Source organism: Thauera sp. ZXT1-4 (genome assembly GCF_052598215.2).
The window spans coordinates 36,572-51,444 of the sequence record NZ_JBQWSN020000026.1; the positions used below are offsets into that span (position 1 = coordinate 36,572).

Here is a 14,873-nt window from a genome sequence, read left to right on the forward strand (position 1 = left end):
TCAAATTCCCCGGGTTGTTCTCATGCGTTTCCTGATCGCCGTATTCGTGTCGCTTTTCTCGTTCGCTGCGCTTGCGCAGTCGGTGCCGCCGCCAGCGCTGGCTGCGAATGCCTGGGTGCTGGTCGATCACGCCACCGGTCAGGTGCTGGCCGGCAAGGACGCCGACGCCCGCATCGAGCCGGCCTCGCTGACGAAGCTGATGACCGCCTACGTCACCTTCTCGGCGCTCAAGGCGGGCACGCTGAGCCCCGATCAGCAGGTGCCCGTATCGGAGCGGGCCTGGCGCATGGAAGGCTCGCGCATGTTCATCGAGCCCAACAAACCGGTCACGGTCGAACAACTGATCCATGGCGTCATCGTGCAGTCGGGCAACGATGCCTGCGTCGCGCTCGCCGAAACCATCGCCGGCAGCGAGGAGGCCTTCGTCGCGCTGATGAACCGCGAGGCGCAGCGCCTTGGCATGACCAATACGAACTTCTCCAATTCCACTGGCTTGCCCGATCCGCAGCTCTACACCACCGGCAATGATCTCGCACGTCTGGCGACCGCGATCATCCGCGATTTTCCCGAGTACTACAGCCTGTATTCGCTCAAGGAGTACACCTACAACGAGATCAAGCAGCCGAACCGGAACCGTCTGCTGTACATGGATCCGACGGTGGACGGCATGAAGACCGGCCACACGAGCAGCGCGGGCTACTGCCTGGTGTCGACCGCCCAGCGCGGCCCGCGCCGGCTGATCTCGGTGGTGCTCGGTGCCGCCTCCGATACCGTGCGTGCGCAGGAGTCGCTCAAGCTGCTGAACTACGGCTTTCAGTTCTACGACACCGTGAAGCTGTACTCGGCCGATGAGGCCCTGTCGCAGTTCCGCGTGTGGAAGGGCAAGCTCAACGAATTGCCGGTGGGCTTCACCAGCGACTTCACGCTGTCTCTGCCCAAGGAGTCCGCGGACAAGATTCAGGCCACCCTCGAGAGCCGCCAGCCGCTGGTCGCACCGATCGAGAAGGGCCAGGAGGTCGGCACGCTGACCCTGAGTGCCGAGGGGCAGGCGATCGGCCGCTACCCGGTCGTGGCGCTGCAGGATGTGCCGGTGGCCGGTTTCTTCGGCCGCCTGTGGGACGCGATCGTGATGTTCTTCAAGAGCCTGTAAGCGCGGGGAATCGACATGGCCGATACACCGGGCGCGCAGACGCGCCAGACGCTGATCGAATACCCCTGCGACTTCCCGATCAAGGTGATGGGCGCGCGGGTGGATGGCTTCGCCCAAGCGGTGATCGAGGTGGTGCTGCGTCACGCGCCCGATTTCGAGCCCGCTGGCGCCGAGATGCGTCCTTCCAGCAAGGGCAACTACCTCGCGGTGACCTGCACCTTCCGCGCCTTGTCTCAGGGGCAGGTCGATGCGCTGTACCGCGAGCTCACCGCCCATCCGATGGTCAAGGTGGTGCTGTGATCGTCAAACGCCTCGGCCTGGTGGAGTACGCGCCGGCGCTCGAGGCGATGCGGGTGTTCACCGCTGGGCGTCAGGACGACACAGCCGACGAGATCTGGCTGCTGCAGCACCCGCCGGTCTACACCCTCGGGCAGGCCGGCAAACCGGAACATCTGCTGCAGAATCCGGCCGGCATCCCGCTGGAGCGCATCGACCGCGGTGGCCAGATTACCTATCACGGGCCCGGCCAACTCGTGGCCTACCTGTTGATCGATCTGCCACGGCGCCGGCTCAAGGTGCGTGAACTGGTCAAGCTGATGGAGCAGGCGATCATCGACACCCTGGCCGATTTCGGCCTTGCCGCCGAGCGCAAGGATGGCGCACCCGGCGTCTACATCGACGGCGACAAGGTCGCCGCACTTGGTCTGCGGGTCAGGAACGGCTGCAGCTACCACGGTCTGGCGATCAACGTGGACGCTGATCTGACCCCCTTCGGCTGGATCAATCCCTGCGGCTACGAAGGCCTCAGGACGATTCGCATGAAGGACTTCGGCATCGACGCCAGCGTGGATCAGGTCGGTGACTGCCTGCTCGGCCACCTTGAGCGCCTGCTGCCGCCCCTTTCCGCGGCAGATGCCTCGAATCCGGCCGGGCTGGCTGCCGCAACGCCCGCCCGCGCGCCATAATCGCGACAGCGCCCTTCCCCACCCGGAACCCACAGAGAACAGCGACCATGGAAACCCCAGCGCGCAAACAGCGCGGCGCCGACAAGACCGCCCGCATCCCCATCAAGATCGTACCCGCCGAGCGCCTCAAGAAACCCGACTGGATCCGTATCAAGCTCGGCGCGGGCATGGAGGCCGAGCGCTTCAACGAGATCAAGTCCACGCTGCGCGAGCACAAGCTGCACACCGTGTGCGAGGAGGCCTCCTGCCCGAACATCCACGAATGCTTTGGCAAGGGCACGGCGACCTTCATGATCATGGGTGACATCTGCACCCGGCGCTGTCCGTTCTGCGACGTCGGCCACGGCCGCCCCGAACCGCTCAACCCGGATGAGCCGACCGATCTCGCCAAGACGATCGCGGCGATGCGGCTGAACTACGTGGTGATCACCTCGGTGGATCGTGACGACCTGCGCGATGGCGGCGCCCAGCACTTCGTCGAGTGCATCCGCGAGACCCGCGCGGCGTCGCCGAAGACCCGCATCGAGGTGCTGGTGCCGGATTTCCGCGGCCGCATGGAGATCGCGCTCGACATCTTCGACGCCGCCCCGCCCGACGTGATGAACCACAACCTCGAGACCGTGCCGCGTCTGTACAAGCAGGCGCGCCCGGGCTCGGACTACGCCTATTCGCTCGAGTTGCTCAAGCAGTTCAAGGCCCGCCATCCCGAGGTTGCAACCAAGTCCGGCCTCATGGTGGGTCTGGGTGAGACGGACGAGGAGATCCTCGAGGTCATGCGCGACCTGCGCGCGCACGACGTCGAGATGCTCACCATCGGCCAGTACCTGCAGCCTTCGGGCGGTCACCTGCCGGTGCTGCGCTACGTACATCCGGACACCTTCAAGATGTTCGAGGCCGAGGCGCTGAAGATGGGCTTCAAGAACGCCGCCTGCGGCCCGATGGTGCGCTCCAGCTACTGGGCCGACCAGCAGGCGCACGGCGCCGGGGTGGTGTGTGTAAATTCCACCGATAAAAGCTAATTTACATCGATCGCTGCAAATTTACATCGATCCGTGCAAATTTGCAGGCCATGAGCCCACTCCCGAATTTTCCCAGTCTGACGCCGGACGAACGAGTCTGGCGTCTTGACTGGTTCGGCGAGTGCGCCTACCCCGGGAGTGTTCGACGCTACGCCCAACCCAGCATCAAGGTGGCGATTTCGCCGCTGCGGTGCGAGCCGAATGACGCTGAGGCGCTTTTGCAGCCTGGCGGTACGGATCACATGCACCAGAGGGAGGTCTGGGCGCCCGTTGCGGTATTGCCGTTGCTGGCGATCGGTGATCTGTGGCAGGGCGGCCGTTTGATTGCCTCGCCGAGTTACCATGCCGAAACCTTTCGAAGCGTCCAGATCGTGCCCGGTACCACCAGCTTCGTTAAAGCAGGTCTGGCAGTAGACGAAAAATTTCTGATTCCACTGCATGCCCACCCGTGGCATCGGCTTCACACACAGGCTTACTGCGTTGCGGTTTCGTTGGGTGGTGGCTGCAGGCTGCTGATCCCTTGCGTGGAGATCATCCGCTTCTACTTCGGCTCGTCGAGCAACCTGCTCCAACGGCTCTTTTCCATGCCGCTCAACGCAGAGGCGCTGTGGTCTAGCAAATCGTTCGATTCCGGCTCCCGGCACATGCACCTTGTCCTCGCTCCCGGGATATCCGGGGCGTCGGCCTCGGATGTCGGCAGGATGGCTGGCGATCGACTCGCCTGGCGCTCGGCGGCTGGCATCCACATTTCCTGCCAGAAAGCTGCGGCAAGTGGACAGGTGGCCTACCCGTATACCGGCTTTCCGTTCGAGGGCGAGACGAACCTCGCTGTAACTGGCGTTTGGTTGCCCTTTGGCGATGAGCCAAGAGCCACGTTCCTGGCTTATCAACTTCGTTCCTGCTCGCACGCCTTCCCGTTTCGATCCCTTTCCTATGAAACGTCCCGGCGCAACGCCCAAGGCGCAAGACGCCCGGAAAGTAGCCGGAACGCGACTGGCGTTCGTCACGTAAGCGAGATCTCGCTCCGAACAAAGACGGTCGATGATGATCCCAGTGCTCGTAAGTCGCAGCATTCCGGAGGTTTTCCGACCAAGAGGCGCTTTCCGGATCTTCTGCGCAAACCGGTCTGGAAGGAGAAAATCGAGAGTCTTGCAAGCGCTGAGGTTTTCTTGATACGGAGCAACGGCAGCATCGAGCAGGTCGCGTTTGGCGAGCCGGATGGTTCATCGGATGCAGCCGGGATTGATTTGGCGACGCAACCGGAGGCTGGTCCGCCGATGCACAAGAAGCCTCCGCTACCCCACTTCGTACGTAAGACACTGGCCCGGATTCGTCGCGAGACCACGGCAAACGGCAAGAAGGACAGAACGATCCGGGTCATAGACCCCAAAGAGAGGGCTGTCCCGGTTTTTTCGCTGGCGGTTGCTGTCGATGAGGATGGAGAGGTGCTTCCGGAACTGCTGTTCTCTGATGAGGCAGGACGGGTGCGCCAGCGCAGGGCGTGCTTCGCCGAGGTCATCGAGTGCGGCGTGGCGCTTCGTCAACTGGCAATTATTGAGGAGCGGAACGCCCAAAGCGCGGCTTTGGTAGTGCAGGTTAGGGAGCCGAGCATTCACCAATTGACGCAGAGCTTGCTCAAGCACCTTTCAATGATTGTAAGCGCCGTGGAGAAGGACAACGGGCGGTTGTAGGCCCCCAGAAAAACTGTGCAAACGGCAAGTTGTTGCCGAAGGACTGCCGAGCGGAGTTGTGCACAGTTCGGTTGTCTCGGGATCGCCCGTCGTTACGTGTGCTTGTCGCACTTCATGGCTTTTCCTGCTGCGGTTGCGATGCGTTTCCGGCTTCTAACAAGATGGCTCGGATCGATTTGGCCGGTGATCGTTACTTCGATGGAGAGCCCGGCAGCATCACCTTGCTCGTTGGTGGCAAGGGCATTCACACGAAACGTCCTGCCAACGACGCTGTGGACAGGACTGTCAGTCAGGATCGAGCGCTCGCCCAGCGGACCAGATCTCAGCCCGATAAGGTCAGCAAGATGGCTTGACGCATACCGCTCGTCCGGCTCTGTACGGCCCGAGTAAAGCGTAACGTGTGGGTATAGACAGGCAAACCGCTCATGGTCGAGGCCGAGCATTGCCTGAAGGTCCGCGTAGGTGGCAGGGCGAATGCCGATTGCTGATCTCTCGGCCGAGGAGCCTTGACTTAAGGGGTCTATAGCAAGGCGTTCCAGCAGGCGGTCGAGCACCTTCGGATCGGACGTCAGCGGATCCACGAGTCCTGTGGCCTGCTGAACCGAAACCCCGATCACCCGCTCCGCGATCTTCAGGTCCCGGGTGACGACGCCGTCGCCGATCCAGGGGCTTCGGTTGCCGTTGACCAGAATGTCGTGGATGACCAACTCGACGGCAGACTCGTGCGCAAGGTCCATGCTGAGCCGCTGTTCCGAAATCGCAAGCTCCTCGGTCGAATAGAAGACCGTGGCCATCGAGCCGGCAACAAGTGTTGCCGCTACGAGAAGTAGCCACAACGTATGCAGGAGAACAAAGCCTCTACTGCGCACGAGGCCGCACGAGTGGGCGCGCATGCTCGGCGAGCTGGGAAGCTGCATCGAGGCCGTCAACCAGCGCATCGACGACCGACTGGGTTTCCATCTGATTGCGCATCACATGTGGAACGAGCAAGACCACCAGCTCGGTGCGGCGAGTATCGGAGGTGTTGTTCCTGAACAGGTTGCCGACCACGGGCATGTCCTTGAGCAATGGGATGCCGCTGTTTCCGACACCGCCACTTTCTCGGATCAAGCCGCCGAGCGCCACCGTGAAGCCGTCGCGCGTCGCGACGACGCTGTGGATCTTTCTTCGCTGGATGGTCGGCGAATCGATGCCAGAAGAGGTGGTTTGAGCAACCTCGCTCACTTCCTGCATGACATCGAGGATCACATTCCCATTGTCATTGACCCGGGGCGTCACCTCCAGGATAACCCCCGTGTCGCGCATCTGGATCGTGCTGATGATCGGAGCGCCGCCCGCGTCCGTGCCCTGAGAAGTCTGCGTCACGATGGGCACTTGGTCGCCCACCTGCAGGCTTGCCTTCTGGTTGTTCAGCACGGATATCTTGGGCGCCGAGAGGATCTTCACTTCCGTCTTGGATTGCAGGGCATTGAGGACGATGCGTGCATTTGCCTTCCCCGAATACACATAAGAGAAACCCGGGAACTGCGAAGCGACCGAGCCGGTGTCGGTCGCACTCAGGGTCACGGTGTTCTCACTCGAGTCGAAAAACCATTGCACGCCATAGCGCAGGTTGTTGTTCAGGGTCACCTCGGCCAGAAACGCTTCGATCATGACCTGGCGCGGTAACACGTCGATCTGCTTGAGCGCTTCCTGGATCACACGGAACTCGTCCTCAGTGCCGTAAAACATCAACGAGTTGTTCTCCTCGATCGCCACCAGCCTGCCAATGTTCGCCTGGGGGCCCGATGCTGACGGCGATATCGAGGGCGATGGCAAGCCGGGCATCTGCGGCTGCGGCAACGAGGACGTCGATGGGCTGGTAGTCGCTGTAGTCTGCATTTCCCCAGTCAGCACCTGCCGGAGCGACGTTACCAGGTCCTTCGCATTACCGTTCTGGACGTTATAAACGAAGATGCGCTGCGCACCGGCTTTCGAGACATCAAGCCGCCCAATCCACTCGCCTAGCAGTTCGAGATCAGCCTTGTTGCGAGCAACGCCAAGCACGGCCTGCATGCGTTCGAGCGGCACGAGGCGGATTCGGGTCGTAAAGAGGTCGAGTTTGCCCTGGAATATCTCCCGCAGTTCCGCAACGATGGTCTCCGGCCGGCTCTGAGCAAGCTTGTAGAGCGCGAACGTCATGCCGCTTAGCCAATCGACGTCGAAATTCTCGACAGTACGCAGAATGGCGCCACGGTCCTGGCTGCTGCCCGCCACGACAAGATGCCCGTGATGGGTGTCTGCCTGAAGGACGGTCCCTTTTGGGACGAATGAATCTAGAATCGCCTGCATGTCGTTCGCGTTCACGTAACGAAGTGGAATGATCTCCACCGCGTAGCCCGGAACAGGAGGCATCGCCGAGGCAAGGCGTTGTGCAGGGCGAACCCGCTGCGGAGCCTCGCTCCAGGGCACCACGTTTACAGTTTGACCATCCCTTAGCAAGGCTGCCGAAACGGAACCCAGTGCAGCCTCCAGGGCCGACAGCAAAGAGGCCTTGGACACAGGGCGACTTGTGCGCAGGGTGATGCGCCCCTCCACCGCTGGCGAGACAACATAGTCGAGCTTGAGCATGTCTCCGAGCACAGCGTCGATCACGCCACGGATATCGGCCTCATTGAAGTTGAGCTCGAAGCGTTCACCTGTGTCAGGGATGCCAGGTGTTCCCTCGCGGGGCACCGCAGATTCGCTGCGACCAGACTTGTAGAACTCCGTGGTCATTCTTGACGCGTCTTCTGCCGCACTCGGAAGAGATGGCCCAGTATCCGGGCTTGCCTTCATGGGCTCCGCTGGAACGATCTTCCACGTCGACAGGCGGGTAGGTGCGACAGGAGGTGTCGTGGAGCACGCACTCAACCCCGTCGATACGGCGATCCCCAAAAGGAGTCGATGCCACTTGTTCATTGTTCTGGGTCTTGTGAGGGTTGAATGAGTTGCCTGAGTCGGATCTCGACGCTCGGGGCGGCATGGGACTTATCCTCATTGCTCGATCGACCCTGCAGCCGGACAGCGTGGGCGGCGATTGCCATCACCACCCACCCGTCAAACAGATCACCCTCAGCGACAACTTTTCTCGAAGCGGTGGATTCCAGCTCGAGCAAAGCAGTTCGCTTATGGCCGTCGATCATGATGCCGACCAAGCGGGGAAGCATTGCACTGGGTCTTACCTCTGGCTCGGCGGTTGCTGGAGCCAAGCGGGTCCGCGAAGGGGAGAACAACAGGGTTTGTTCAAGCGCGTTGGGCACCGTTTCCATCAAGACAACCGACGTCTCGGCAGCAGCCGGAACGCTCGCGCGCGTAGCGGGCAGATCGTCCGGCGCCTCCAGTAGAACCGAATGAGCGATCACGGATAACGAGACCACACAGACGTTGATAAGCAGCAAAGAGACCGTCTGCCTATCGAGCACGGGCTTCACCGTCACTCGGTTGGTCGTTTTCTCCCGCAAAGGCACTTACCCGCAACTCTGCGGAAACCGGAGTCGAACTGTTGTCGATCATCGAAGCCGTCGTCGTCACCACCGCCCGCTCGATAAGAAGCAGTGGTCGATGACGTTCAGCCGCAATCAGCAAACCAATCAATGCCTCTTCAGATGCAGTCATTCGCACGTCGATCGTGAAGCGGGTCAGGTTCGCCACTTTCGTGGGATCCGCCGTCCTGAGCTCCAGCAACTGAACGTTTGCGCTACGGATCAGTGAGTCGACCGCGGCAACGAATGCGGCGCCGTCTTTTGGGGAGGAGAAGATCAATGGGGCCACGGATTGCTCGAGCCGGTCTACATCGTCAGCGGTGAGGTCTCCGCTCTCCGACGCCAATGCCTGCAGGCGTGCAAGCTCGAAGCGCGTGTCATTCAGCCGTTCGATTGCGGTCACAGGCAGGCCATAGAGCGGTTGCAGCACAAGCGTCCAGCCGCCGACAAACAGCAAGACCGTGACGACGATCGCCAATGAACGTTGCGCCATTGTCCGCACCGTCGTCATCGGCTCCGTTCCCTGCCAACGATCGCATTCAAGGCGAACTGCGGCACGCTCACGCCGTCAGCCCCGCCATCCAGCCGTGAAACCGACTCCAGTTTCACGCTGGTCAGGCTGGCAGCCTGCTCGAGCGCCCGTGCAGTTGCAGCAGGGTCTGCGGCATAGCCGGAGAGTTTGAGGCGCCCTGACTCATACTCCAGCCGGCTGATCCACGCCTGTTTGGGCAAGTGGGTCGCAATATCCTCCATGACCCGCAGGGCGCCTGACGAGCGTTGAGCCTGAGCGAGCTGCTCGCGTATGGCAATGATGCGAGCGTTAACCTCGGCAAGCTGTATGACACTGCCTTGCTTGGCTCGCCTTGCTTCAATCTCGGACTGGGCACGAACCCCGAGCCATGATGCATGGGCGAACAGCGCCGGACCGGCCGTCAGTATGATGCATGCAGCCGAGATGAATAGCCACCGGTTGATCCGCGTTGCAGACTGGCTCCGTTGCATGCCTCGTGAAGCGTGGAACTTGAATTTGGGTGACGTCGAACCTGCGGGCGAGAAGCCGACTACGCAAGCACGGGCCTTGGCACGTTCGATAGCCGCCTCGAGCTCGGCGACAAGCGCGCGCTTGCAGAGGGCAACTTCAACCCTGATCTCATCGCGCGCGGGCGCTCCCGTAATGTCCCCGACGTCGAAGTACAGCGCAGACTCGTCAACCGGCGCCTCGACCGCCATCCGGTAGCGCACGGCAGCGCGCAGATCTCCGCGTGCTGATCGAGGCAGTGTCAAAGTCAAGCGCATAACGTGTGCCGGATGCAGCAGAACGATCACTTGTCGCCCCGTGCAGACAGCCTCCCAGCCTGAGTCCACTTCGCTATCAAGCTCGGACAGCGCAAGTTTTCCAGCCGCATCCGTCACCAACGTCAGTGGTGCCCGAACCCCGAAGACGCGCCTCGCAATCGGTGCGATGAGCCAATCCATCTCGGTCCGCCACCAGTGCAAAGAGGCGCCGAGCGTGTCCCGCAAGGTCGGTATCAGGGCAGTTGGCTGGGCACGTCGTGCCGAGGGGCGGTTGCTGTCATGCATCTTAAACAAATATTTAATTTGGAATAGAGGTTGACATTGGGATTTTTGCCCACAACAATTGACGCATGCAATCCGCTTATGTCGTCAGAGTGTAGTCGAATCCTGTGACGAGCGTGAGAGGGCCGAAGTCAGTTTTGTGAGGAGGGGAGCCGATGAGCGGGAAACAGATCGTCAAGCGCACGCCGACGGTGGGCGCGGGGATTCGCCTCATGGCTGTCGCGGCCATGCTGGGGCTTGCGGTACCGGCGCTGGCCGGTTCGGTGAGCTACACCTACGACACGATGGGCCGGCTCAAGACGGCCACCTACAGTAGCGGCGTCGTCATCACCTACACGTACGACGCGGCGGGCAATCGCGTCAGCCGTGTCACCACGGGCGTGCCCTGATCGTCTGCGGCTGCCCGCCGCTCGCCTCTGTCTGTCTTTCCACCGTGGTTTCGAGCGACCCGTCCGTTGGGTCGCGCGTCCTTGCACGCCCTGGTTCGATGTCAATGTAATGAGCTTGACATCTCGTGTGCGCCTGTTCGGGAGTTCGATCATGTTTGAACGCAATTGGGGTCCGCATCGCGCGGGCATGCTGGCCATGCTCGTGGCCGGCCTGTTCTCGGGCACGGCGCTGGCCGAAGGCAATATCCAGTTCGGCCAGGGGTTGCCGGCCGTGGCCGCAACGCCTGACGCGGCGCGCGGCGGGGAACGGGCGCAGGCCGCACGCGGCGGACAGGTCGAGCGCATCGAGCACGGCCCCGGGGTCAATCGGGTCATCCTCGCGCCGATCACCCCGGAAGAGTCCGAGCGCGCGATCCGTGCGCGCGGGCTCCCCAAGGATCTGAACCAGGGTGTGCCGCGTGAGACCGGGGCAGCCAGCGGTGCAAGCACCGACACGACGCTGTCGGCGATGCGCGTGGCGGGCGATACCGCACCGAGCGGCCCGGCCTCCATCGCCGAACTCGCGCGCGCGCTCAAGAACGACCCCGATCTCATCTACGAGTACGTCCGCAACAACATCGCCTACTACCCCACATGGGGGATCCAGAAAGGGGCGATCGGCGCGCTGCTCGACAATCAGGGCACCGCCTTCGACCAGGCCACGCTGATGGTGCAGCTGCTGCGCCAGGCGGGCTTCACCGCCAACCACGTGCGCGGACGCATCAATCTGACCGCTGCGCAGGTGCAGGACTGGCTCGGTGTCGACACCGCCAACGTCTGCGCGGTCCTGAACCTCTTCGGCAACGCCCAGATCCCGGTGGCCTCGGTCACGGCGACCGCGGCAGGCAGCTGCCCGGGCTCGACCGCCGCGCTGCACAGCATGAAGTTCGACCACGTGTGGGTGAAGGTCAACATCGGCGGCACGAACTACTACTTCGACCCCAGTTTCAAGTCGCACGTCCACAAGAGCGGCATCAACCTCGCCACAGCCAGCGGCTACAACGCCAGCAGCTACCTCACCGCGGCCAAGAGTGGCGCCACGATCACCGCGGACTACGTCCAGGGCATCAACCGGACCAACATCCGCAACACCCTCACCACCTACGCCAACACGCTGGCCACGCACCTGCGCACCAACCTGCCGGCGGGCACGCTCGATGACGTGATCGGCGGCAAGACGGTGGCCCCGCACACGGGCGGCGCCTTGCGCCAGACCACGCTGCCCTATCAGGACACGGCCGTCGCACTCACCGAGTGGGCGACGATCCCGGCCAACTACAGCCCGACGCTGCGCATCCGTTACCAGGGCATCGACCGCAGCTACACGTCCGACGTCCTCTACGGCAAGCGTCTGACGCTCACCTACAACGGCTCGAACCAGCCCGTGCTCATGCTCGATGGCGTCGCGCAGGCTACTGGCACCGCGGTGACGCCGGGCACGGTGGGCAACGTCACCTTCGACGTCACCCACGGCGCCTACAGCAACACCTTCGCCAACCAGAGCTTCACGCAGTCGATCAAGGCCGGGGGCACCTTCCTGGTCGGCAACGGCTGGGGGCCGGCCGGACGTGGGCTGGTGGAACGCTACCGCGGCCAGCTCGACACCGCCAAGGCCGCCGGCAGTGCCGACACCTCCGAAGTCGTTCTAGGTTCCTCGCTGGCAGTGCTGTCGGCCACCTGGATCGCCCAGGTGAACCACTCCGACTACATCACCGACCGGCTCGCCGGCACCAACACGCTCTTCCACCACCAGATCGGCATCGCCGGCTATAGCGGTGCCCCTTACGTCGACCTGCCGGGCAACCTGTTGAGTGTCGTCAGCCAAAGCGCTGACGCCGCCAAGGAGCGAGCCGTCTTCTACAGCTCGGCGATGCACTCGAGCATCTTCGAATCGACCGCGGTGCAGCAGACCGCAGGCGTAAGCGCCGTGTCGACGGTCAAGCTCATCGACATCGCCGCGATCAACAACGACCGTATCTACGACGCCAAGTCGTCGAACTACGCCAGCGTGGTGCAACCGAACCTGGTGTCGTGCTCGCCCTGGCTGGCTACCTTCCAGAGCCAGATCAACGCGGGCAACCGGCTGATCCTGCCCGCGCGCTGCAACCTGACAGAGGGGAGCTGGTCGGGCGCGGGCTACTTCACCATCAACAGCACCGGCACGAGCATTGGCGCCATCATCGGCGGTGGGTTGGCGGGGGGCTTTGGCGTCAGCAACGTCCCTGCGGCAACCGTAGTTCAGTCGGCCAACGGTGCAAAATCGCCGTCGGACTGGATCGAGGTGGGCATGAAGCTGATCAACGACCCGATTGATTTCGCGTCGGGTAGCTTCCTCTACGCCAACGAAGACATCCAGACCGGGGTTGGCGAGTTTCCGCTCAGCCTGGGGCTGAACAAGCTCTACAGCTCCGGTGCCCGCACCCAGGACGGTCCGCTTGGCAAGGGCTGGACGCACAGCCTGGCCGCCAGCACTCGGGTTGGCTCGGACGGCTTCCAGGGTATGGGCGAGGACTCCGCGCTCGACGCCGTCCCCACGCTGGTCGAGAAGCTCGTCGCGCTCGACCTGCTGGCCGATGCTGCCAAGCCGCTCGACAAGATGGTCATTGCCACGCTGGGCCAGCGCTGGTTCGGCGACCAACTCATCAACAACACCGTGGTGGTGCAGCAAGGCCTGAACGGCGAAGTGTTCGTCAAGCTCCCCGACGGCAGCTACAACCCGCCCCCGGGCAATGCCGCACGGCTGACCAAGCAAGGTGACGGCACCTACCAGTACGAAACACTCAACCGCGCCAAGCTGGCCTTCAACAGCGCCGGCAAGCTCGCCACCTACACCCACCCGAGTGGCGTCCAGGCCAAGTTCACCTACAGCGGCGCCAACCTCACCCAGGTCGCCAACAGCCTGGGCCGGGTGCTCAACTTCACCTACAGCGGCGCGCGCATCAGCGCGGTGAGCGACGGCACGCGCAGCATCGGCTACGCCTTCGATGCCAACGGCAACCTCACCAGCTACACCGACGCCACCGCCAAGACCACCACCTACCAGTATGACCTGCCGGGGCGGATGACGAAGTTCTTCTACCCCAGCACGCCAACGGTTGCCTTCGCCACCAACGTCTACGACACCCTGGGCCGGGTGCAGACCCAGACCAACGCGGCGGGCAAGCTCTACACCTACTACTTCGCCGGCTCGCGTTCCGAAGAGGTCGGGCCGGGTGCCGTCAGCAAGGTCTCGTACTTTGACGCCTTCGGCAAGGAACTGAAGTCGATCGACCCGCTCGGGCGCAGCACGGTCAACACCTACGACGGCCAGGGGCGGCTCACGCGCAAGACCTTCCCCGAAGGCAATGCACTGGAATACAGCTACCACGACGCCCCGTGCGCAGCCGCCGACAAGCGCTGCACGCACAATGTCAGCCAGGTTCGCCAGATCGCCAAACCCGGCTCGGGGCTGGCCACGCTGACCAGCAACTTCACCTACGAGAGCGCGTTCAACAAGGTCGCCAGCGCCACTGACGCGCTGGGCAAGGTCACCACCTACACCTACACCGCACAAGGCAACCCCTTGACGGTCACCGCCCCGGCCGATGCCGCGGGCGTGCAACCGCAAACCACCTACGGCTACACCGCCTACACCGCCAGCGGCTACCCGACGTTCTATCTGCAGACGTCCCAATCGAGCAGGATCACCGCCACCAGCACGGTGGTCACCACCACCACCTACAACGCGGCCAACAAGTACGTCCCGCAAACGGTCGTGGCTGACGCGGGCACGGGCAAGCTCAACCTCACCACCGCCTTCACCTACGACGGGGTGGGCAACCTCACCCAGGTCAACGGCCCGCGCACGGACGTCACCGACACCACCACGCACGCCTTCGATGCGCAGCGCCGCATCACGCAGACGACCGACGCGCTGGGCAAGCAGACGCGCTTTGGCTATGACAACGACGGCCGGCTCATCCGCACGGCGGCCCAGCTGGGCACACAATGGCTGGTCAGCTGCCGCAGCTACACCGCCACCGGCAAGCTTCTGAAGGCCTGGGGCCCGGCAGTGACCGCCGCGGCCACCACCTGCCCGACGGCCGCTGCCCCGGTCGCGGTCACCGACTACGCCTACGACGACCTCGACCGCCTGATGCGCGTCACCGAGGTGCTCCCCGCGGCGCAGGGTGGCAACCGGGTCACCGAGACGGTGTACAACGCCGACGACAGCGTGCACCAGGTCAAGCGGGCGGTCGGCACGGCGCTGGCACAAACCTACGCCACCACCACCTACAGCGCCAACGGCCTGCCGGTCACACTGACCGACGCCAAGGGCAACCGCACCACCTACGAATACGACGGCCACGACCGCCGGGTGAAGCTGCGCTACCCGCACCCCACCACGGTTGGCACCTCATCGACCACCGACTACGAGCAGTACGGCTACAACGCCGTCGGCAGCCTCACGAGCCACAGGAAGCGCAGCGGCGAGACGGTCACCTTCGCCTACGACAACCTGCACCGCCTGACCAGCCGCAGCTACCCCACGGCCGCGGA

12 protein-coding genes are annotated in these 14,873 nt (G+C 63.2%); 7 read left to right on the plus strand and 5 right to left on the minus strand.

Going from position 1 to position 14,873, the window contains the following annotated elements:
* Positions 1–22 precede the first annotated feature (22 nt).
* From ACUH78_RS15715 to ACUH78_RS15735, 5 genes are read left to right on the plus strand one after another with little or no spacing between them, the layout of a single operon-like run.
* Complete coding sequence (locus ACUH78_RS15715; RefSeq protein WP_418364404.1) at positions 23–1,150, plus strand: D-alanyl-D-alanine carboxypeptidase family protein; 1,128 nt, start codon at positions 23–25, stop codon at positions 1,148–1,150.
* A 15-nt stretch (positions 1,151–1,165) separates the two neighbouring features.
* On the plus strand, positions 1,166–1,450 hold the full coding sequence (locus tag ACUH78_RS15720) for a YbeD family protein (RefSeq protein ID WP_418364405.1): 285 nt from the start codon (positions 1,166–1,168) through the stop codon (positions 1,448–1,450).
* Positions 1,447–2,115 carry a lipoyl(octanoyl) transferase LipB gene (lipB, locus tag ACUH78_RS15725; protein ID WP_418364406.1) on the plus strand — a complete coding sequence of 223 codons (669 nt, stop codon included), beginning with the start codon at positions 1,447–1,449 and terminating at the stop codon, positions 2,113–2,115. The genes ACUH78_RS15720 and lipB overlap by 4 nt, the downstream gene beginning before the upstream one ends.
* Positions 2,116–2,162: 47 nt before the next feature.
* Complete coding sequence (gene lipA / locus ACUH78_RS15730; RefSeq protein ID WP_445333947.1) at positions 2,163–3,134, plus strand: lipoyl synthase; 972 nt, start codon at positions 2,163–2,165, stop codon at positions 3,132–3,134.
* 50 nt (positions 3,135–3,184) lie between these two features.
* Positions 3,185–4,825, plus strand: coding sequence for a hypothetical protein (locus tag ACUH78_RS15735; protein ID WP_445333946.1), 1,641 nt, complete (start codon positions 3,185–3,187; stop codon positions 4,823–4,825).
* A 92-nt stretch (positions 4,826–4,917) separates the two neighbouring features.
* On the opposite strand, the gene ACUH78_RS15740 is transcribed toward ACUH78_RS15735, so the two are convergent.
* The 5 genes from ACUH78_RS15740 to ACUH78_RS15760 all read right to left on the minus strand — a co-directional run bounded on the left by ACUH78_RS15740 (position 4,918) and on the right by ACUH78_RS15760 (position 9,804).
* Positions 4,918–5,619 carry a hypothetical protein gene (locus tag ACUH78_RS15740; protein ID WP_445333945.1) on the minus strand — a complete coding sequence of 234 codons (702 nt, stop codon included), beginning with the start codon at positions 5,617–5,619 and terminating at the stop codon, positions 4,918–4,920.
* Positions 5,620–5,683: 64 nt separating this feature from the next.
* Positions 5,684–7,582 (minus strand): type II secretion system secretin GspD, encoded by a 1,899-nt coding sequence (gene gspD, locus ACUH78_RS15745; protein WP_445333944.1) that lies wholly within the window; start codon positions 7,580–7,582, stop codon positions 5,684–5,686.
* A gap of 179 nt (positions 7,583–7,761) precedes the next feature.
* Positions 7,762–8,277, minus strand: coding sequence for a hypothetical protein (locus ACUH78_RS15750; protein WP_445333943.1), 516 nt, complete (start codon positions 8,275–8,277; stop codon positions 7,762–7,764).
* Positions 8,258–8,839, minus strand: a complete 582-nt coding sequence (gene gspM / locus ACUH78_RS15755; protein ID WP_445333942.1) for a type II secretion system protein GspM — start codon at positions 8,837–8,839, stop codon at positions 8,258–8,260. The genes ACUH78_RS15750 and gspM overlap by 20 nt, the downstream gene beginning before the upstream one ends.
* Complete coding sequence (locus ACUH78_RS15760; RefSeq protein WP_445333941.1) at positions 8,836–9,804, minus strand: PilN domain-containing protein; 969 nt, start codon at positions 9,802–9,804, stop codon at positions 8,836–8,838. Before ACUH78_RS15760 ends, gspM begins: the two co-directional genes overlap by 4 nt.
* A 257-nt stretch (positions 9,805–10,061) precedes the next feature.
* Between ACUH78_RS15760 and ACUH78_RS15765 the strand changes: the two genes are divergently transcribed.
* Together ACUH78_RS15765 and ACUH78_RS15770 are read left to right on the plus strand one after the other, a co-directional pair.
* Positions 10,062–10,295, plus strand: coding sequence for an RHS repeat domain-containing protein (locus ACUH78_RS15765; protein ID WP_445333940.1), 234 nt, complete (start codon positions 10,062–10,064; stop codon positions 10,293–10,295).
* Between the two features lie 151 nt (positions 10,296–10,446).
* Positions 10,447–14,873: DUF6531 domain-containing protein (locus ACUH78_RS15770; RefSeq protein ID WP_445333939.1), on the plus strand; the 4,427-nt coding region annotated here is incomplete at its 3' end.

Excerpts from the sequence above, each read along its gene's own strand:
- ACUH78_RS15715 (WP_418364404.1), top strand. The coding sequence starts at position 23 with ATGCGTTTCCTGATCGCCGTATTCGTGTCGCTTTTCTCGTTCGCTGCG.
- ACUH78_RS15720 (WP_418364405.1), top strand. The coding sequence starts at position 1,166 with ATGGCCGATACACCGGGCGCGCAGACGCGCCAGACGCTGATCGAATAC.
- lipA (WP_445333947.1), top strand. The coding sequence starts at position 2,163 with ATGGAAACCCCAGCGCGCAAACAGCGCGGCGCCGACAAGACCGCCCGC.
- ACUH78_RS15735 (WP_445333946.1), top strand. The coding sequence starts at position 3,185 with ATGAGCCCACTCCCGAATTTTCCCAGTCTGACGCCGGACGAACGAGTC.
- ACUH78_RS15740 (WP_445333945.1), bottom strand. The coding sequence starts at position 5,619 with ATGGCCACGGTCTTCTATTCGACCGAGGAGCTTGCGATTTCGGAACAG.
- gspD (WP_445333944.1), bottom strand. The coding sequence starts at position 7,582 with ATGACCACGGAGTTCTACAAGTCTGGTCGCAGCGAATCTGCGGTGCCC.
- gspM (WP_445333942.1), bottom strand. The coding sequence starts at position 8,839 with ATGACGACGGTGCGGACAATGGCGCAACGTTCATTGGCGATCGTCGTC.
- ACUH78_RS15760 (WP_445333941.1), bottom strand. The coding sequence starts at position 9,804 with ATGGATTGGCTCATCGCACCGATTGCGAGGCGCGTCTTCGGGGTTCGG.
- ACUH78_RS15765 (WP_445333940.1), top strand. The coding sequence starts at position 10,062 with ATGAGCGGGAAACAGATCGTCAAGCGCACGCCGACGGTGGGCGCGGGG.